Source organism: Pseudomonas sp. St290, assembly GCF_018325805.1.
In the GTDB taxonomy this organism is placed as follows: Bacteria; Pseudomonadota; Gammaproteobacteria; order Pseudomonadales; family Pseudomonadaceae; genus Aquipseudomonas; species Aquipseudomonas bijieensis.
The window spans coordinates 6,332,553-6,350,722 of record NZ_AP014703.1; the positions used below are offsets into that span (position 1 = coordinate 6,332,553).

Annotated in this window: 17 protein-coding genes; 8 read left to right on the top strand and 9 right to left on the bottom strand. The window is 61.9% G+C overall.

Going from position 1 to position 18,170, the window contains the following annotated elements; all coding sequences use genetic code 11:
- Nucleotides 1–137: 137 nt before the first annotated feature.
- The 4 genes from metF (at nucleotide 138) to rhlE2 (ending at nucleotide 5,185) form a co-directional block, all read left to right on the top strand.
- The gene (metF, locus tag PBDP_RS27785) at nucleotides 138–983 is read left to right on the top strand and encodes a methylenetetrahydrofolate reductase [NAD(P)H] (RefSeq protein WP_212801566.1); all 846 of its coding nucleotides are present in this window, start codon (nucleotides 138–140) and stop codon (nucleotides 981–983) included.
- 81 nt (nucleotides 984–1,064) lie between these two features.
- Nucleotides 1,065–2,147 (top strand): hypothetical protein, encoded by a 1,083-nt coding sequence (locus tag PBDP_RS27790; protein WP_212801567.1) that lies wholly within the window; start codon nucleotides 1,065–1,067, stop codon nucleotides 2,145–2,147.
- A 134-nt stretch (nucleotides 2,148–2,281) separates the two neighbouring features.
- Entirely contained in the window at nucleotides 2,282–3,061 is a 780-nt protein-coding gene (locus PBDP_RS27795; protein WP_109755097.1) for a substrate-binding periplasmic protein, read from the top strand.
- Between the two features lie 261 nt (nucleotides 3,062–3,322).
- Nucleotides 3,323–5,185, top strand: a complete 1,863-nt coding sequence (gene rhlE2 / locus PBDP_RS27800; RefSeq protein WP_109755098.1) for an RNA helicase RhlE2 — start codon at nucleotides 3,323–3,325, stop codon at nucleotides 5,183–5,185.
- Nucleotides 5,186–5,430: 245 nt separating this feature from the next.
- Here the strand turns inward: rhlE2 and PBDP_RS27805 are convergent, their stop codons facing one another.
- From PBDP_RS27805 to PBDP_RS27820, 4 genes are all read right to left on the bottom strand, one after another.
- Nucleotides 5,431–6,027: a YceI family protein gene (locus PBDP_RS27805; RefSeq protein ID WP_109755099.1), complete on the bottom strand. Its 597-nt coding sequence runs from the start codon at nucleotides 6,025–6,027 to the stop codon at nucleotides 5,431–5,433.
- Between the two features lie 32 nt (nucleotides 6,028–6,059).
- Nucleotides 6,060–6,611 carry a cytochrome b gene (locus PBDP_RS27810; protein ID WP_212801568.1) on the bottom strand — a complete coding sequence of 184 codons (552 nt, stop codon included), beginning with the start codon at nucleotides 6,609–6,611 and terminating at the stop codon, nucleotides 6,060–6,062.
- Between the two features lie 343 nt (nucleotides 6,612–6,954).
- Complete coding sequence (locus tag PBDP_RS27815) at nucleotides 6,955–7,104, bottom strand: hypothetical protein (RefSeq protein ID WP_162893873.1); 150 nt, start codon at nucleotides 7,102–7,104, stop codon at nucleotides 6,955–6,957.
- A 412-nt stretch (nucleotides 7,105–7,516) separates the two neighbouring features.
- Nucleotides 7,517–9,280, bottom strand: a complete 1,764-nt coding sequence (locus PBDP_RS27820; protein WP_212801569.1) for a flavin monoamine oxidase family protein — start codon at nucleotides 9,278–9,280, stop codon at nucleotides 7,517–7,519.
- 223 nt (nucleotides 9,281–9,503) lie between these two features.
- Here PBDP_RS27820 and PBDP_RS27825 point away from each other — a divergent pair, with 223 nt between their 5' ends.
- Nucleotides 9,504–10,910 (top strand): adenosylmethionine--8-amino-7-oxononanoate transaminase, encoded by a 1,407-nt coding sequence (locus PBDP_RS27825; RefSeq protein ID WP_116833649.1) that lies wholly within the window; start codon nucleotides 9,504–9,506, stop codon nucleotides 10,908–10,910.
- A gap of 199 nt (nucleotides 10,911–11,109) precedes the next feature.
- Entirely contained in the window at nucleotides 11,110–11,829 is a 720-nt protein-coding gene (locus PBDP_RS27830) for a 16S rRNA (uracil(1498)-N(3))-methyltransferase (protein WP_116833650.1), read from the top strand.
- Between the two features lie 56 nt (nucleotides 11,830–11,885).
- On the opposite strand, the gene PBDP_RS27835 is transcribed toward PBDP_RS27830, so the two are convergent.
- Nucleotides 11,886–12,788 (bottom strand): transporter substrate-binding domain-containing protein, encoded by a 903-nt coding sequence (locus tag PBDP_RS27835; protein ID WP_212801570.1) that lies wholly within the window; start codon nucleotides 12,786–12,788, stop codon nucleotides 11,886–11,888.
- 21 nt (nucleotides 12,789–12,809) lie between these two features.
- Complete coding sequence (locus tag PBDP_RS27840) at nucleotides 12,810–14,051, bottom strand: D-amino acid dehydrogenase (RefSeq protein ID WP_163858930.1); 1,242 nt, start codon at nucleotides 14,049–14,051, stop codon at nucleotides 12,810–12,812.
- A gap of 105 nt (nucleotides 14,052–14,156) precedes the next feature.
- Between PBDP_RS27840 and PBDP_RS27845 the strand changes: the two genes are divergently transcribed.
- Entirely contained in the window at nucleotides 14,157–15,074 is a 918-nt protein-coding gene (locus PBDP_RS27845; RefSeq protein WP_212801571.1) for a LysR family transcriptional regulator, read from the top strand.
- A gap of 6 nt (nucleotides 15,075–15,080) precedes the next feature.
- On the opposite strand, the gene trhA is transcribed toward PBDP_RS27845, so the two are convergent.
- Complete coding sequence (trhA, locus tag PBDP_RS27850) at nucleotides 15,081–15,698, bottom strand: PAQR family membrane homeostasis protein TrhA (protein ID WP_109755106.1); 618 nt, start codon at nucleotides 15,696–15,698, stop codon at nucleotides 15,081–15,083.
- Between the two features lie 197 nt (nucleotides 15,699–15,895).
- Here trhA and PBDP_RS27855 point away from each other — a divergent pair, with 197 nt between their 5' ends.
- Nucleotides 15,896–16,810 (top strand): LysR family transcriptional regulator, encoded by a 915-nt coding sequence (locus PBDP_RS27855; RefSeq protein ID WP_109755107.1) that lies wholly within the window; start codon nucleotides 15,896–15,898, stop codon nucleotides 16,808–16,810.
- Nucleotides 16,811–16,928: 118 nt separating this feature from the next.
- On the opposite strand, the gene madM is transcribed toward PBDP_RS27855, so the two are convergent.
- Both madM and madL read right to left on the bottom strand, forming a co-directional pair.
- On the bottom strand, nucleotides 16,929–17,693 hold the full coding sequence (madM, locus tag PBDP_RS27860; RefSeq protein ID WP_109755108.1) for a malonate transporter subunit MadM: 765 nt from the start codon (nucleotides 17,691–17,693) through the stop codon (nucleotides 16,929–16,931).
- A 1-nt stretch (nucleotide 17,694) separates the two neighbouring features.
- Nucleotides 17,695–18,111 carry a malonate transporter subunit MadL gene (gene madL / locus PBDP_RS27865; protein ID WP_109755109.1) on the bottom strand — a complete coding sequence of 139 codons (417 nt, stop codon included), beginning with the start codon at nucleotides 18,109–18,111 and terminating at the stop codon, nucleotides 17,695–17,697.
- Between the last annotated feature and the right edge of the window lie 59 nt (nucleotides 18,112–18,170).

Genomic DNA, 18,170 nt, shown 5'->3' on the forward strand with positions numbered 1-18,170 from the left:
TGCTCGCGATGCAGACACCTCGATTAAGCTGTCAGGCCGAGGCGATGCCAATCGCGAGCAGGCTCGCTCCCACATGAGTCCGCTCCTACAAGGAATGTGCAGGCCTCCCAGGCTTACGCGTTTCCAAGGATATGACCATGTCCCAAGACCGTCGCTACAGCTTCGAGTTCTTCCCGACGAAGACCGATGCTGGGCATGAAAAACTGATCGCCACTGCCCGTCAGTTGGCCAGCTACAACCCCGACTTCTTCTCCTGCACCTATGGCGCTGGCGGTTCGACCCGTGACCGCACCATGAACACCGTGTTGCAGCTCGAAAGCGAAGTCAAAATCCCCGCCGCCCCTCACCTGTCCTGCGTGGGCGACAGCAAGGACGACCTGCGCAGCCTGTTGACCCAATACAAGGCCGCTGGCATCAAGCGCATCGTCGCCCTGCGTGGCGACCTGCCGTCGGGCATGGGCATGGCTAGCGGCGAGCTGCGCCACGCCAACGAACTGGTGAGTTTCATTCGTGAAGAAACCGGCGAGCACTTCCACATCGAAGTGGCTGCGTATCCGGAAATGCACCCGCAAGCGCGCAACTTCGAAGACGATCTGCGCAACTTCGTGCGCAAGGCCAATGCTGGCGCCAACAGCGCGATTACCCAGTACTTCTTCAACGCCGACAGTTACTTCTACTTCGTCGAGCGTGTACGCAAGTTGGGGGTCGACATCCCTGTCGTGCCGGGGATCATGCCGATCACCAACTACAGCAAGCTGGCGCGTTTCTCCGACGCGTGCGGTGCAGAAATCCCACGCTGGATCCGCAAGCAGCTGGAAGCCTATGGCGACGACGCCTCGAGCATCCAAAGCTTCGGCGAGGAAGTCATCACGCAAATGTGTGAGCGTTTGTTGCAAGGCGGCGCACCGGGGCTGCATTTCTATACCCTTAACCAGGCCGAGCCCAGCCTCGCGGTATGGAACAACCTCAAGCTGCCACGCTGATGACTTGATGCGCTGGTACAAGAGGCCTTGGCGAAAACCAAGGCCTTTTTTTTTAAGCACATATCTGGAGGATTGCAGTAGATGCCCAATGGTCACAGGCTAACGACCCCACAGCTCATTTATCTGGTCTACGGGGCCGAAACCTATCACCAGGAAGCGTTGTTCAGCATCGCCAGCGCGTTGGCCGGCCTGCGCAAGACGCCGGACGAAGCATTGGATATCCAGGTGTTCACCGACAATCCCGCACCGTACGAAGGGTTGCCGGTGCGTTTGCGCCCGTTGGACAACGAGACCCGCCAGGCCTGGATCGAACCCCACGACTATCACTTCCGCGCCAAGCACGTGGTGATGCAGAAAGTGCTCGAAGAAGCCGAAGTGGCGCTGCTGATCGACACCGACACTTTTTTCCACTGCTCCCCCCTCGAACTGTTCCGCCGCGTCCGGCCTGGCACGCTGCTGTGCAACGCTTTCGGCCTGACGTATGGCGCCAACAAGGATTCCGGGCTGTACCTGACACTGGCCGACACCCTGCGCCAGCGGCAATTGGCAGACGACGACATGCCGTTGTTGAACTCGGGGGTCATTGGCCTCAACTGCGCGGATACCGCGGTCCTGGATCGCTCCCTCGCCCTGATGGATGAACTGTATCCATTGGCGCAGGGTGCCTACACACTGGAAGAATTCTGTCTTTCGGTAGCGGCCTATCGCTCGGTGCAGGTGCGCGAATGCCCGGACCTGATCCATCATTACTGGAGCCGCAAGCAACTGTTCCGCGCCAAGACCAAAGCCTGGCTCGACAAACACCGCGCCGCGCCGGTTTGCCAACGGGCCCTGGATGAAACCGGGCAAGTCACTGCCACCCTGCCCCGGCCGCCGGCCTTCCAACGCCTGGCCTACAAGGTCGTTACCCTGGCGCTGCCCAATCATAAACGCCAATTCATGCGCGAAATCCTCTATGGCTGCTACCGCCACACCAACCAGTTCGACCAGGCCTGCGCGCCGGTCTGGTGGGAAAAAGCCCTGGAGAACGTCGAACACCGCCTGGAAAAACCGTTGCAGGACCATGAGCTCAAACGCTGGCTCAATCATCCGCTGATTCGCCTGGTACTGGGTGAGCGCCGCGTAGCCATCTATGAGCACTTGATGCAGGCAAAGGACAATTAGCAGCCTGCGTGGCTAGTTCGTTAGTTCAAATTCGGATGCCAGAAGTTGAACTGACTGGAATAACCACACAGGCCACGAGGGCGCAGGCCAGAGCGCTCTAGCTATTTGATGAGCTCTCGTCGTAACCTCAGGCCATGCCCGTCATTGTCCAGCTGCTGACCGCCCTTCTCCTCCTGTGCCTGAGCATGACTGCCCGGGCCGAGAAGTTGCGCATTGTCACCGAACCCTGGGCCCCGTATGTCTACGAAGAGCAGGGCAAGATGCTAGGCCTGGACTACGAAACCACGGCCATCGTGTTCAAGCGCCTGGGCATCGACGTGGAATGGCAGTTCCTGCCATGGAAGCGTTGCCTGGTGATGCTGGAGCAGGGGCTGGCGGACGGTGCGCTGGACATTTTTCACAGCGATAAGCGCGATGCCATGCTGCTTTACCCCAGCGAACCGCTGTCGGACGTGGAGTTCGTGATGTTCTACGCCAATGCCCGGCCCCATCCGTTTCGTACCCTCGATGACTTGGGCGGCCTGACCATCGGCACCTCGCCCGGTTATCTGTACAGCCAGGCTTTCAGTGAGTCGACCCTGTTCACCCGTGAAACGGCGCCCACCCACGAAGCCAATTTCGGCAAGTTGCAACTGGGGCGGATCGATCTGCTCATCACCGACCGCAGGGTGGGCCGGCATGTACTTGAACAAATGCGGTTGGGCGACCAGATTACCGAAAACCCGACGGTTGTGAGCCGTCAAAGCCAATACCTGGCGGTGCGGCGCAACGCCGGGATGGATTTGCTGGTGCAACGCTTCGGTGCCGAACTCAAGCGTTTCAAGCGCGAACCGGCCTATGCCGAACTGAGCGCCCGTTACGGCGCCGGCCCGATTGCCAAGGTCGCCTCGCCCGGTCAGGCAACGCTGAAATAAACCGTTGAGCAGCGGGAAAGCGGCGCACGGCGTTTGCTCTGTTATACTCCGGCCTTCCCGCCAGGCTCACGCCCGGACGCCCGGCCTTGCAAAAGGCATCCCGACACCGCTACAGCGCAGCCTACAGCCCGCGCGAGCCTTGTCCGGACCCGCCTTTGAGGCCCGGCAGGACCGGACGGGATGACGTCTTTTTGTTGAACGTCGTTCGCGCCAGGCAAGACTATCCCATTGGGCCAGGCCCTCACTAAAACAGGATTACTCATGTCCTTTGCTTCCCTCGGTCTCTCCGAGGCTTTAGTCCGCGCCATCGAGGCCGCCGGCTACACCGAGCCTACCCCGGTGCAACAGCGGGCCATCCCCGCCGTGTTGCAAGGTCGCGACCTGATGGTCGCGGCGCAGACAGGTACTGGTAAAACCGGCGGTTTCGCCCTTCCGATCCTGGAGCGGTTGTTTCCCAACGGTCACCCAGACAAATCCCAGCGTCATGGCCCGCGCCAACCGCGCGTACTGGTCCTGACCCCAACCCGCGAACTGGCGGCCCAGGTCCACGAGAGCTTCAAGATCTATGCTCGCGACCTGAAGTTCGTCAGCGCCTGCATTTTTGGCGGCGTCGGCATGAACCCCCAGGTCCAGGCCATGTCCCGTGGCGTCGATGTACTGGTGGCCTGCCCCGGTCGCCTGCTGGACCTGGCCGGCCAGGGCAGCGTCGATTTGTCCCACGTCGAAATCCTCGTGCTGGACGAAGCCGACCGCATGCTCGACATGGGCTTTGTCCATGACGTGAAGAAAGTGCTCGCCCGCCTGCCCGCCAAGCGGCAGAACCTGCTGTTCTCGGCAACGTTCTCCAAGGACATCACCGACCTGGCTGGCAAGTTGCTGCACAACCCGGAGCGCATCGAAGTCACGCCGCCGAACACCACGGTCGAGCGCATCGAGCAACGCGTATTCCGCCTGCCGGCCAGCCACAAGCGCGCCCTGCTGGCGCACCTGATTACCGCCGGTGCCTGGGAACAGGTCCTGGTGTTCACCCGTACCAAGCACGGCGCCAACCGCCTGGCCGAGTACCTGGACAAGCACGGCCTGCCGGCAGTGGCGATCCACGGTAACAAGAGCCAGAACGCCCGCACCAAGGCCCTCGCCGACTTCAAGGCCGGCGAAGTACGCATCCTGGTAGCCACCGATATCGCGGCCCGTGGCCTGGACATCGACCAGTTGCCCCACGTGGTCAACTTCGAGCTGCCAAACGTCGATGAAGATTACGTTCACCGTATCGGCCGTACGGGCCGGGCCGGTCGTTCGGGCGAAGCGATCTCGCTGGTCGCGCCGGACGAAGAAAAGCTGCTCAAAAGCATCGAGCGCATGACCAAGCAGAAAATTGCCGACGGCGACCTGATGGGCTTCGATGCCAGCACCATCGAGGCCGAGAAGCCTGAAGTGCGCGAACGTCCGGATGTGCGCAATCCGCGCAATGCCCGTGGCCCACGTGGCGACGGCCCGAATGGCGGCGGTGGCGGCGGTGGCCGCAAGGACAAAGGCAAGGACAAGGGCAAGGAAAAACCGGCCAGCAACAGCCGTGGCGAACGCCCAGCCCGCGAACAGAAGCCCCGCGAAGGCACTCCAGCCCGTGAGCAGCAGCGCCCAGTCCCACGCGCCGCAGCCGATCGTGCCCCGGACGAGTTCCTGGACGACGACATCGACAACTTCGGTAACCGCGTCGACTACGTGCCGCAGCAGAAACCGGCCCAGGGCCGTGGTCGCCGCCCAGGCGCACCGGCACAGGGCGCGGGTGCAGGCGCTCCGCGCAGTGGCCAGCCACAGGGTCGCCAGAACGGCCCGCGCAACAGCAACGGCTCGTCCACCGGCACTCCGCCGGCCAAGCGCAACGGCCCACGCAACGGTGCCCCGCGTGACGGCCAGGCTCGTCGCGATGACACCCGCCCGCGCCGCCCGGCCCGCGACGACCAGCCGCGTCAGGAACCCGCCGTACAGAACCCGCGCAGCAACCAGCCGAAGATCATGCACAAGGAATCGAAAGCCGATCGCTTCCCGACGCCTGAGCAGCTGGATCAACTGCCTAGCCGTCCACGGGGCGAGAAACCGGCATTGCTGACGCGTAATCGCTGAGTTTTTCCAAGCCTTGAAAAATGCCCCGGGTCTCGCGACCCGGGGCATTTCATTTGATGGACTCTGATCCAACCCTGTGGGAGCGAGCCTGCTCGCGATAGCGGTGGGTCAGTCACCGCTCTTTTCATGTACCGGCCTCATCGCGAGCAGGCTCGCTCCCACAGGGACACTGTGTTGTCGAAATCCGCGTAATAAAAAACGCCCCTGATCGCAAGACCAGGGGCGTTTTTTGTCAGGCGCGAAGATTATTTCGCTTTGACACCTTCAAACGAGACATACAGTTCGACCGCATCGGAAGTTGGACCCAGGTCTTTCTGCTTGCCGAAGTCCGAACGCTTGATGCTGGTGGTGCCTTCGAAACCGGCACGGTAACCGCCCCATGGGTCCTTGCCTTCACCCAGGAAAGTGGCCTTGACCACGACCGGCTTGGTCACGCCCAGCAGGGTCAGGTTGCCGGTCACGTCGGCCGTTTCCTTGCCATCGGCGTTCTTGCCGGTGGACTTGACGCTGGTGGAAACGAAGGTGGCCTTGTCGAATTTGCCCACGTTCAGGAAGTCAGCGCTGGCAATGTGCTTATCGCGTTCGGCGTGGTTGGTGAATACGCTGGCGGTGTGCACATTGAACTCGATCTTGCTGTCTTCAGGCTTGGCAGCGTCGAAGCTGAACTTGCCGTCGATGTCCTTGAAGGTACCGGTGATGTAGCTATAGCCCAGGTGGCTGATCTTGAAGTCAACGAAGGCGTGCTGGCCTTCCTTGTCGACCACGTAGTCGGCAGCCATGGCCTGACCGGCCGACAGCAGGGCAGAACCGATTGCCAGGGCGGCGAGCGTCTTTTTCAACATGCTTTCTATTCCTTTGGAGTCGAGGTTGAACATCAGGCTTGGCGTCCCAGCATGCGCTTGAGGGTCGCGTCACGGTCGATAAAGTGGTGTTTCAATGCAGCCAACGCATGAAGGCCGGAAAAAATTACCAGCGCCCATGCCAGGTACAGGTGAATCTGGCCGGCGACGTCTGCCTGATCGGGCAGTCCGGACACCAGCGCGGGTACTTCAAACAGGCCAAACACCGGAATCCCGACACCGTCTGCGGTGGAAATCAGGTAACCGGCAATCATCACGGCGAACAACCCGAGATACAGGGCGCTATGGCCAAGCTTGGCGCCGATACGGGTGAGACGCCCGTAGGTTTGCAGGGTCGGCGGCGGCGGGCTGACAAAACGCCAGATCACCCGCAGCAACATGACCGCCAGCAACACCAGGCCAATGCTCTTGTGCAGGTCCGGTGCGTCTTTGCGCCAGGCGCTGTAGTAATCCAGGCCAACCATCCACAGGCCCAGGGCAAACAGCCCATAGACCGCCAGCGCAACGCCCCAGTGCAGAGCGATACTGACCCAGCCATAGCGAGAAGAGGAGTTGCGTAGCTGCATTGCTCATATCCTGTAAAAACTGCGATCAAGACTAGCGAGTTATCTATCGATTTAAAGCGGAAAATTTCGCTTTGAAATATCGAGAAATACGATCATCAGTCTGGAGGGGGTGGGTTAAGGAAAGATTAAAGGGGAAACGGTAGTGATGACGAGGGGTGCAGGTAGCCGCTGGGTGCCTGCATGGACCTCATCACCAGCAGATCTTTGACATGCGAACAGGGAATCTTTGCTGGGCCCGCTATGGCTTCGTCCCGGGACGTATGTCCAAGCCAAAGCAGGTCAAAATTTTATTTGAGAACTTTGAAATTAAAACCTGGTCGTTTTCGCTGCCGCCTCTCTAGAGTCACTTATTGACGCACTCAGGCCTGTAAGGATCCATGTCGCATTTATAAACTAATTGAGGATCGTGCTTTTTCAGCACCATACGGCCATCAGCAGTGCAACCACTGACACCGAATACTGCCAATAGCATTAAGGCCGCTATCAATTTCATGTTAACTCCAGCTTTCACGAGGTGAAAATTTTGAATTATTAGTTTACCGAGCACTCAGGCCTATATGGATCGACGGAGCATTTGTGTGCTAGCTGCGGATCTCTTTCTGGAATCATCGGAATCGTCAAAGGATCTCGGCATTCGCCATACACACATCCATATATCGAAGCCAATACGACCACTGCCATTAGTATTTTCATACGCGCTCCTGTTTTTGGAGGAGCCTAGATTTGTGGCTTGGTGCGCGCTATCGCCTGCTTCCGGTTAAAGGGTGGGAAGTTTCCGATGTATCGCCAAGGCGCGTAGGACGTAGCGCTTATTAAGCGATGCCGGGCTTTGAGTGGCGCCGCCGGTACGCTTGATGCTGGATAAAAAAACGCGGCCCTTGAGCCGCGTTCTTTCCACCTGATCGTTACTGAGCCTTCGTCTCAGTAGCCGTCGTCGGTTTGACTGCTGGCTTCTTCACCGGCTCGGCCTTTTTCACCGGGGCCTTGGCCGGCGCTTTTTTAGCCGGAGCTTTGGCGGCTGGTTTTTTCGCCGCCGGTTTGGTCGCTGCTTTCTTGGCTGGCTCAACCTTCGCCGGAGCAGGCGCTGGCGGTTCCACGGGTGCTGGGGCTGGGACGGGTGTCGGCGCAGGCGCTGGTGCAGGCGCTACCGGCTCTGGTGCCTTGACCGGCTCTGGTTTCTTGTCGTCATCCGAGCCACCAAACAGGTTGCTGAAGAAGTTGCCCTTCTTCGCCGCTACCGCACCCGCCGCTGCTGCCGCTGCAACTGGCGCGACCTTGGCCGGTTCGAACGACTTGCCCGCCGCCAGGTCCTCAACCTGGCTGGCCGCCCGCTGGCCGCTACGCAGCGCGCCTTCCAGGGTGCCCGGGTACAGGGTGTCGGTGTGCTCGCCGGCAAAGGCTACGCGTTGCAATGGCTTTTCCCACAGGCGCCAGTACTTGCTGATCTGGCCCGGGCCGAAGGCCAGGTAGGCGCCACCCGTGGACGGGTCGGTGCTGTAGCGACGGATTTCATAACCGGTGAACGCGCCACGGGCCTGTGGATAAAACGCGTGCAGGCGGATCAGCACCTGATCGACCATCTGCTTGTCACCAAAGGCCTGCATCACCCGGGCGTTGTCGCCGGACAGGTTGATGACCACGTTGGCACCGCCCTTCATGGCCGGTTCGATCCACATCATGCCCAGGCCGGCGTTGCTGTAGATTTCGCCCGACATGCGTGCCTTGCTGTCCCAGACCGGGTTCTTGAACTTGAGCATGATCTGGTCGCGCCAGCCGTAGTTGGTGCCCTTGATCGCGCCTTGATGCTGGGCGTCCAGGGCCGGGGTCAGCTGGATCTTGTTCAGCGCTCGCAGCGGCACCGCCAGCACCACGTAGTCAGCCTGGTAGCCAACGCTGCCGACCTTGACGGTCACACCGTCCTTGTCTTGAGAGATGGCCGACACCGGCGAATTGGTCTTGATGGTCTTCAGTTGCTTGACGAACGCCTGGGCCAGGGTCGGACTGCCGCCAAGCAGGCGCGAGGCCCGCAGGTCGCGGTCGGACACGCCACGATAGACGCGGTTCTGCTGGGCGAAATACAGCAGCGACAGGCGCGACGGCTCGTCATAGCGGGTGCGGATTTCCTGGTTCACCAACTGCCGCGCCGTGGCCGGCAGTTGCAGACGATCGAGCCAGTTGGACACGGTGATCTGGTCCAACGCGTGCAGCGTATTGGTAGCCGCCGGGTTCTGCGGGTCTTCGATGGAACGCGCCAGGTCGTCCAGGGTGGTTTCGTAGCGCTTGAGGGCTTCGGCGGTGGCCGGCTGTTTGGTCGCCAGGTCCGCGGCGGTGAAGTAGGTGCCGTCGATCAGGTAGCTGGGGGTGCGCACGAATTCCGGGGCCGGCGTGGTGCTCAGCTTGAATGTGGAGACGTACTTGTTCAGCACCGGCTGCGTCTTCTCGTTGCCGATCCACTCGCTGGTGGCCATGCCCGAACGCCCGCCCAGGTCCGGCTTGGCCTCCAGCAGCGTCACCGCCCAGCCCTTGTTCTGCAACTCATAGGCGGCCGTGAGCCCCGCCAGGCCGCCGCCGATGACGATGGCCGTCGGTTGTTTGTCCTTGGCCAGCGCCGCAACGCTGAACAGCCCTATCATCACCAGCGCACAGGCGCGCAGCCAACCAGCAGACATTCAACGAACTCCGGATTAAAACGTAGGAAATTTCAGTTTTCGAGCCTGTCGGCTCAGAGAACGGCGAAGAATACGTCAGCCATCAAAACGCCGCCAGCGACGTCTATCGCCTCATTCAAAGTAGCCGCGATGACACAATGGGTTGTCCCCGGGGCCGCCATTGCATAGGCTTGCGCGATTGTTTTGCCCGCGCCCGCCGCGAGCCGCCTCGAGGAGACTGTACATGGGCCTGAATAACCAGTGGATGCAACGCGATCTCGCGGTGCTGTGGCATCCCTGCACCCAGATGAAAGACCACGAACAGCTGCCGCTGATCCCCATCAAGCGCGGTGAAGGCGTGTGGCTGGAAGACTTCGAAGGCAAGCGCTACCTCGATGCCGTCAGTTCCTGGTGGGTCAACGTGTTCGGCCACGCCAACCCGCGCATCAACCAGCGGATCAAGGACCAGGTCGATCAGTTGGAGCACGTGATCCTCGCCGGCTTCAGCCATCAACCGGTGATCGAGCTGTCCGAGCGCCTGGTGAAAATGACGCCCGAGGGCCTGACTCGGTGCTTCTACGCCGATAACGGCTCGTCCTGCATCGAAGTGGCGATGAAGATGAGCTTTCACTACTGGATCAATCGCGGCCGGCCGGACAAGAAGCGCTTCGTCACCCTGAGCAACAGCTACCACGGCGAAACCATCGCGGCGATGTCGGTGGGCGATGTGCCGTTGTTCACCGAAACCTACAAGGCACTGCTGCTGGACACGATCAAGGTGCCAAGCCCCGACTGCTACCACCGCCCCGAAGGCATGGGTTGGGAAGAGCATTCACGCAACCTGTTCGCGGCCATGGAGCAGACCCTGGCCGAGCACCACGACACCGTCGCGGCGGTGATCGTCGAGCCGCTGATCCAGGGCGCTGGCGGCATGCGCATGTACCACCCGGTGTACCTGAAGTTGCTGCGCGAAGCCTGCGACCGCTATGGCGTGCACCTGATCCACGATGAAATCGCCGTCGGCTTCGGCCGCACCGGGACGATGTTCGCCTGCGAACAGGCCGGTATCACCCCGGATTTCCTCTGCCTGTCCAAGGCCCTGACCGGCGGTTACCTGCCGTTGGCGGCGTGCCTGACCACCGACGAGGTCTACAACGCGTTCTACGACGACTACCCGACCCTGCGCGCCTTCCTGCATTCCCACAGCTACACGGGCAACCCATTGGCCTGCGCCGCGGCCCTGGCGACCCTGGACATCTTCGAGGAAGACAACGTCATCGAAAACAACCAGGCCCTGGTCCAGCGCATGGCGAGCGCCACCGCGCACCTGGCCGACCACCCGAACGTCGCCGAGGTGCGCCAGACCGGCATGGTGCTGGCGATCGAGATGGTCAAGGACAAGGCCAGCAAGACCGCCTACCCGTGGCAGGAACGGCGCGGCCTGAGTGTGTTCCAGCATGCCCTGGAGCGCGGTGCGCTGTTGCGACCGCTGGGCAGCGTGGTGTATTTCCTGCCGCCGTATGTCATCACCCCGGAGCAGATCGACTTCCTGGCAGAAGTGGCCAGCGAAGGCATCGACATCGCCACCCGGGACAAGGTCAGCGTGGCGGTGCCGAAGGATTTTCATCCGGGCTATCGCGATCCGGGCTGACCCCCCGGTGTTCTTGTCGGAATACTGTTGTGGCGAGGGGATTTATCCCCGCTGGGCTGCGCAGCAGCCCCAAATGCAGGCAACACGATTTGCCTGAAGCATCGGAGCGTCCGGTTTTAGGGCTGCTGCGCAGCCCAACGGGGATAAATCCCCTCGCCACAGACCCTCATTGCACTTTTAACCTTTTCAGAGATCCAGCATGAGACTGTCCCGCTTCTTCATCGACGCCCCCCTGGGCCTCGGCGACCACGAACTGCCCGAAGCTCAGGCCCACTACATCGGCCGGGTGCTGCGCATGGCCGAGGGCGATGCGGTGCAGGTGTTCGACGGCTCGGGCCAGGAGTTTCGCGGCACGCTGGCCGAAGTCGGCAAGAAACGCGTGCGGGTGCAATTGGACGAGCAGTTCGCCGGCCAACCTGAATCGCCGCTGCGCATCCACCTCGGCCAGGGCTTGTCCCGGGGCGAGCGCATGGATTGGGCGATCCAGAAAGCCACGGAGCTGGGGGTCAGCGAGATCACGCCGATTTTCAGCGAGCGCTGCGAAGTACGCCTCAAGGACGAACGCGCCGACAAACGCCTGCTGCACTGGCGCCAAGTGGCGATCAGCGCCTGCGAGCAGTGTGGACGCTCGACCGTACCGGTGATCCACCCACCGCTGCTACTGGCTGACTGGCTGAAACAGACCGAGGCCGAGCTGAAGCTGGTACTGCATCCGGTGGCCGAGCCGCTGGTCAGCCATGCCAAGCCGTCGAGCCTGGCATTCCTGATCGGGCCCGAAGGCGGGTTGTCGGAAGCCGAAGTCGAACAAGCCAAGACCGCCGGCTACCACGCCGCCCGCCTCGGCCCCCGCGTGCTGCGCACCGAAACCGCGCCCGTGGTGGCGCTGGCAGTGGCGCAGCAGTTGTGGGGGGATTTCTAAGGCTCCGCGACCACTGAAGATCAATTGTGGGAGTGGGTCGTGGATGTCCGTGCGGCCTACTGCACCGGCTCGCTGGTCGGCTTGGCAATGATCGCCTTCAATTCGCTGGTCATCGGGAACTCCAGGTTCAGGCCCTTGGGTGGGATCGGCTTCTGGAACCAGCGGGCGTAGATCTCGTTGATCGCCCCCGATTTGTACAAATCGGCCAGGGTCGCGTTGACCAGCGCCAGGAATTGCGGGTCGTCCTTACGCAGCATGCAGCTGTAGATTTCCCGCGATTGCTCCTGCCCCACCACCACCCATTTGTGCGGGTCGCGGGCCTTGGCCCGTTCGCCGTAGAGCAGCGCATCGTCCATGTAGAACGCCGCCGCCCGACCGGTCTCGAGCATCTGGAAGGACTCGCCGTGATCCTTGGCGCTGATGATGAACATCTCGGCGTTGTTGTCCTGGTTGTAGCTTTTCAGGAAGCGTTCGTTGGTGGTACCGGCGGTGGTCACCACATTTTTGCCGCGCAGGTCGGCAAAGCTGTGGATGCCGCTGTCCTTGGCCGTCAGCAACTGGCCCTTCACATAGATGAAGCCATAGGAAAACGCCACTTGCTTCTGCCGCTCGGCCGTCACCCCGGTCGAGCCGCACTCCAGGTCGACGGTACCGTTCTGCACCAGTGGGATACGGGTCTGGGACGTGACCAGGTTGTACTTCACGTTCAGTTGCGGCAACGCCAGTTGGGTCTTGATGCGCTCGACAATCTTGCCCGCCAGCTCCACCGAGTAACCCATCGGCTGGCCGCTGCTGTCACCGACGTAGGAAAAGGGCACCGAGGCGTCACGATAGCCCAGGGTAATGCTCCGGCTGCTGGCGATCTTGTCCAATGTGCCGGTCGGCGGCGCTTCATTGGCATGGGCCTGGACGCTTAGCAACAGGCTCAGGGTGCAGCCGATCAACGTGATTTTTTGCATTGTTATTCTCCGTTGGATGGGTCAGGCGGCGCGGGGCGTCAAGCCCTGCAAGTCGATGGAGGGTGTGTGCTGGCGGATCAGCTCGCTGAGCAAGCGAGCGCTACCACACGCCAGGGTAAAGCCCAAGGCCCCATGACCGAGGTTGAGCCACAGGTTACGGTAGCCAGTGGCGCCGATCAGCGGTACGCCGCTGGGGGTCGCCGGGCGCATGCCGGCCCATTCGACGGCGCGCTGGTAATCCCCAGCCTGGGGGAAGGCTTCCTGGGCCTGACGCTTGATCAGGGCCAGGCGCTTGGGGTCCGGCGTCGGGTCGAAGCCGACGATGTCCACCATCGCCGCGACTCGCAGTTGTTCGCCGATGCGAGCGTAGACGACCTTGCGGTCGTAGTCAGTGATGCTCAACTCCGGTGCCCGATGCTGTGGGCCAATAGGCACGGTCAGGCTGTAGCCCTTGAGCGGATACAGCGGCATCCGCACGCCAGGCACTGCGAGCGCGGCACTGCGATGGCCGGCGGCGATCACCAATTGCTCCACCGGGAGCCGCTGCCCGTCCAGCGCGATGGCGCGCACCGCGCCGTCGGCGTGTTCGATGCCGCTCACCGGCTGCCCCAACAGGAACTCGCAACGCCCCGAAGCCCGCAGACGTACCGCCAATTGCTGGCAGAAGGCATGGCAATCGGCGACTTCCTCATCCGGCGTGTAGATCCCACCCACATATGGCACGCCGGCCAGGGCCGGCTCCAGGTTCGCGCACTCGTTGGGGCCAAGCACCTGCTGATGGGTGCTGTCCGCCAAGCCCTGCCGCGCACGCTGGAAATGCCTCGCGTCGCGAAACGTCACCAGCTTGCCATTGCGCCGCCAGTTGAAACCGTCGAGGCGGTCGTCCTCGCGCCAGCCCTGCAAGGTTGCCTGGCTCAACAACGCCAGGCGCAACAGGTGGGCGCCGTTGCGCCGGTTGACCGAGGTCCGGCAGGCGCCGATGAACGCGGCCATCCAGCGCCACTGTGCCGGGTCCAGACGCGGTCGCAACTTGAGTGGCGAATCACCGCGCAGCATCCAGCCCAGTGCCTGCCAGGGCACCCCGGCGTCCGCCAGCGGGGTGACGTAGCGATACGACAACTGGCCGCCGTTGGCAAAACTGGTTTCGCTGCCCAAGGTTTCCCGGGCCTCCACCAGCGTCACGTCGACGCCATCGCGCACCAATGCATAAGCCGTCGCCAGCCCGACCACGCCACCACCGATGATGCAAACCCGCTGAGCCATGTCCATCTCACATCCGTTTTCAATGGCTTGAGGTTAGGGCGAGGTGACAGGCCGCGAACAATGAATAAAGATGGGCTCCCTATAAACAAAGGTTATGGGTTCGCCATGCGTCTTCGCCATATCGAGATCTTCCAGGCCATACGCCAGACCGGCTCCATCAGCGGTGCCGCCCAACTGCTGCATGTTTCGCAACCGGCGGTGACCAAAGTGTTGCAGCATGCCGAGCAGCAATTGGGGTTTGCGTTGTTTCTGCGGGTGCGCGGCAAGTTGCAGGCCACGCCTGAAGCGCTGGAACTGGAGCGCGAGGTCGATAAAGTCAGCGAGAGCCTGCAAGGTGTCCGACGTCTCGCCCAAAGCCTGCGGCGCGAGCCGGGCCACAGCCTGCGGATCGGTGCGACACCGGCCCTGGCCCTGTCGCTGCTGCCAGCGGCGATTCATCAATGGACGCACCGCTACCCGGACATCGTCTGCGAGTTGTCCAGCGCCCACAGCCGCGAACTGGTGCAAAACCTGTTGATGCGCGAAATCGACGTCGCCCTGACCCTGCAACCGCCCGATCATCCGGGCCTCAAGGCCCAGGCCCTGGCCAGCGGCGTACTGGTGGCCCTGGCGCCAAGCGGGCATTGGACCCAAGCACAGGTGGGGCAGCCGATGCCGTTGCAGGCGCTGGCCGGCGCACCGTTGATCGGCCTGTCCAGCGCCGACCCGCTCTCGGCCAAACTGGACGGCTATCTCAAGGCCGTGGAACCACCGCCGCGCATCAGCATCGCCGTGCAGACGTATTCACTGGCCCGGGCCATGGTCGAATCCGGTGCCGGGCTGGCGGTGATCGACCCGTTCACGGCGCTCGGCGCCTCGAGCACCCGTACGGCAATCCGACCGTTGTCGCCACCGCTGCCCATTTCCCTGTATGCCGTGACCCGGGCCAATGAGGCCCCGGCGCACACCCTCGGCGCATTGCTGGAAATTTTTGCCGGCCAGGCCCAGGCGCAACTGGACCGCCTGTTCGCGGTGGCCGGTTGAACCTGACTAGAGGACGTAGAACAGAATCGCCACGAAGTGCAGCAGGCTGCCGGCGATCACGAACAGGTGCCAAATCCCGTGGGCGTGGCGCAGCCGGTGGTCGAGGGCAAAGAAGATAATGCCCACGGTATACAACACGCCACCCGAGGCCAGCCAGGCGAACCCGGCGCTGCCCAGGGCCGCCATCAAGGGCTTGACCGCCACCAGCACGATCCAGCCCATCACCGCGTAGATCACGATCGACAGGATCCGCGCTTCGGAACGCGGCTTGATCTCCTGCAAGATCCCAATCAGCGCCAACCCCCAGACAATCCCGAACAAACTCCAGCCCCAGGGCCCGCGCAGGGTCACCAGGCAGAACGGGGTGTAGCTGCCGGCGATCAACAGATAAATCGAAAAGTGATCGACCTTCTGCATGATTTCTTTTTTGCGCCCGCGCACGCTGTGGTAAACCGTCGAAGCGCTGTACAGCACCAGCAGGGTGAACCCGTAGATCGCCACGCTGACGATCTTCCATGGATCGCCCGCCATCCCGGCAATCACCAGCAACCACACCGCCCCGATAAAAGCCGCCACCGCCCCGACCAGGTGCGTCCAGGCATTGAGTCGTTCGCCGTGATACATCCAATCCCACCTCACATTCCAGAACAGACGCCAAGGCTCAGGCTTGGCGCGGCAAAGTGCAATGTTTTGCTTGCTGTGGGAGCAAGGCTTGCCCGCGATGAAGGTAACTCGGTTTCTGCAAAACCGAGTCGCCTGTTTCGCGAGCAAGCTTTGCTCCCACAGGGCACAATCGGGCAATACGAATAAGAGTCCGCCCCATGCTGATCGACGAAGAATTGACCCTGAAGAAACTCGAGGTGTTCCTGGCCTTCATGCGCACCGGCAACCTGGCGCGAGCGGCGGCTGAATTGCAGACCAGCAACGTCAGTGTGCACCGGGCCATTCACTCGCTGGAAAGCGCCCTGCGCTGCCCGTTGTTCAAGCACGAAGGCCGCAACCTCACGCCGCTGGAGAGCGCCTATGTGCTGGAAGAACGGGCGCAGAAACTGATCCAGGACGTGGTCGAAAGTGTACGCCTGACCCGCGAAGCCGCCGGATTCTCCGCCGAGCGCTTCAAGTTGGGCTCGCTGTATTCGCTGACGGTCAAGACCGTGCCGCAACTGATCATGGGCCTGAAAATCCGCCGCAGCGAACTCAATATCGATCTGATCCTGGGTTCGAACATCGACCTGCTGTACAAACTCAAGAACATGGAAGTGGACGCGATCCTGATTTCCCTGGATGACAGCGTGAACGACCCGGACTGTGAGCATATCGCGCTGTTTTCCGATGACATCTTTCTTGCCACACCGGCGGATTCGCCCTTTGCCCAGCGCAGCGAAGTCGACCTGGCCGAGGTCCGCGACGAGACGTTCATCACCCTGACCCAGGGCTTCGCCACGCACCAGGACGGTATCCGGGTGTTCAAGCAGGCGGGGTTCGAGCCGAAGGTGGCGATGCAGGTCAACGACATCTTCACCCTGCTGAGCATGGTCAGCTCCGGGGTGGGCTATGCGTTGCTGCCGGGCAGGATCGCGGCGGTGTATGAAAACCGGGTGAAGCTGATCCCGTTGCAGGAAAAGTACCGGTTGCAGCAGCACATCGGCGTGGTGTTCCTCAAGGCCAAGGAGCGGGATCCGAACCTCCTGGCGTTGTTGGCCGAATGCCGGATGTATGCCAATCGCCAGGCTTGAAACCGAGTCGCCCCCATCGCGAGCAGGCTCGCTCCCACAAGGGATTTGTGAACACCGATCCAATGTGGGAGCGAGCCTGCTCGCGATAGCGTCAGAACAGGCGATACAAATTCGGAACCTAGCCGACAATCCCGCGCACAATGAAGTACAGCAACGAAGGCCCCAGCAAACAGCCAAGCCCGGTATGGAACGTCGCCGTCAACGCGCCATACGGCACCAACCGCCGGTCCGTCGCGGCCAGGCCGGCAGTCACGCCGCTCACGGTCCCGGCCAGGCCGCCGAAGACCATGGCCGAGCGCGGATTGTCCAGGCCCATCCAGCGCGCCGCCATGGGCGTGCCGACCATCACGATGATCGCCTTGATCAAGCCGGTGGCAATCGACAACGCCATCACATCGGACGTGGCGCCAATCGCCGCCCCGGTCACGGGGCCGACGATATAGGTCACCGCACCCGCGCCAATGGTGGTCATGCTCACCGCATCGCGATAACCGAACACCCAGGCAATGCTCGCACCGACGATGAAGGGCAGGATCGTGCCCAGCAGCAACGCGATGGCGCCAATCATCCCGGCCTTTTTCGCTTCGGTGGCCTGCACCTCGAACGCCGTGGCCACGATGGCGAAGTCACGCAGCATGGCGCCGCCCATCAAACCGATGCCGGAAAACAGCGACAGGTCCGCCAGGCCTTTTTGCCCGCCGGTCATGGTGCCGCCCACCCAGGCCAGCACCAGGCCGATGACGATGGCAATCGCCGAACCGTGGACCCGCCCATAGGTCAGGCGCTTGGACAATATCACCGACACCCACATGATCACGCCGACGAACGCGAACGCCGTGATCAAACCGTTATGTTCCAGGCCTTTCTCGATGAGATCCCACATATCAGCGGCCTCCTACTGGGGTGCCGAGGGGCGTGACTTCCGCCGGCTCATCGGGCAAGGGTTCGCCTTTGTGGGTCCGGCTGATCAGCGTAATGGTGCAGCCGCAGAGCACCACCGAACCAATGGCCGCCAACACCGCCACCGGGCCGCCGTGCAAGGCCGTGACCACGTTCTGTTGCGCGGCCATCGCGACCACCACCGGAATGTACATGGCGCCCCAGAAGCCGACGCCCATTTCGCATTCCTTGGTCATGCCGCCGCGTTTTTGCATCCACAGCCGCGCACAGATCAGCAGGATCATCGCAATGCCGACCCCGCCGACGTTGGATTTGACGCCGAGCAACACGCCGAGCAGGTCGCCCATGATCACCCCTGCCAGCGTACAGATCGCCAACAGCGCCACACCGTAAATAATCATTGTTGTAGTCCTCAAAGTGCATCGTCGAAATTGTTGTTTTTGTAATTCGCAGCCTGAGT

Bases quoted from the DNA above. Each gene is read 5' to 3' on its own strand.
- metF (WP_212801566.1), top strand. From the start codon at position 138: ATGTCCCAAGACCGTCGCTACAGCTTCGAGTTCTTCCCGACGAAGACC.
- PBDP_RS27790 (WP_212801567.1), top strand. From the start codon at position 1,065: ATGCCCAATGGTCACAGGCTAACGACCCCACAGCTCATTTATCTGGTC.
- PBDP_RS27795 (WP_109755097.1), top strand. From the start codon at position 2,282: ATGCCCGTCATTGTCCAGCTGCTGACCGCCCTTCTCCTCCTGTGCCTG.
- rhlE2 (WP_109755098.1), top strand. From the start codon at position 3,323: ATGTCCTTTGCTTCCCTCGGTCTCTCCGAGGCTTTAGTCCGCGCCATC.
- PBDP_RS27805 (WP_109755099.1), bottom strand. From the start codon at position 6,027: ATGTTGAAAAAGACGCTCGCCGCCCTGGCAATCGGTTCTGCCCTGCTG.
- PBDP_RS27810 (WP_212801568.1), bottom strand. From the start codon at position 6,611: ATGCAGCTACGCAACTCCTCTTCTCGCTATGGCTGGGTCAGTATCGCT.
- PBDP_RS27815 (WP_162893873.1), bottom strand. From the start codon at position 7,104: ATGAAATTGATAGCGGCCTTAATGCTATTGGCAGTATTCGGTGTCAGT.
- PBDP_RS27820 (WP_212801569.1), bottom strand. From the start codon at position 9,280: ATGTCTGCTGGTTGGCTGCGCGCCTGTGCGCTGGTGATGATAGGGCTG.
- PBDP_RS27825 (WP_116833649.1), top strand. From the start codon at position 9,504: ATGGGCCTGAATAACCAGTGGATGCAACGCGATCTCGCGGTGCTGTGG.
- PBDP_RS27830 (WP_116833650.1), top strand. From the start codon at position 11,110: ATGAGACTGTCCCGCTTCTTCATCGACGCCCCCCTGGGCCTCGGCGAC.
- PBDP_RS27835 (WP_212801570.1), bottom strand. From the start codon at position 12,788: ATGCAAAAAATCACGTTGATCGGCTGCACCCTGAGCCTGTTGCTAAGC.
- PBDP_RS27840 (WP_163858930.1), bottom strand. From the start codon at position 14,051: ATGGCTCAGCGGGTTTGCATCATCGGTGGTGGCGTGGTCGGGCTGGCG.
- PBDP_RS27845 (WP_212801571.1), top strand. From the start codon at position 14,157: ATGCGTCTTCGCCATATCGAGATCTTCCAGGCCATACGCCAGACCGGC.
- trhA (WP_109755106.1), bottom strand. From the start codon at position 15,698: ATGTATCACGGCGAACGACTCAATGCCTGGACGCACCTGGTCGGGGCG.
- PBDP_RS27855 (WP_109755107.1), top strand. From the start codon at position 15,896: ATGCTGATCGACGAAGAATTGACCCTGAAGAAACTCGAGGTGTTCCTG.
- madM (WP_109755108.1), bottom strand. From the start codon at position 17,693: ATGTGGGATCTCATCGAGAAAGGCCTGGAACATAACGGTTTGATCACG.
- madL (WP_109755109.1), bottom strand. From the start codon at position 18,111: ATGATTATTTACGGTGTGGCGCTGTTGGCGATCTGTACGCTGGCAGGG.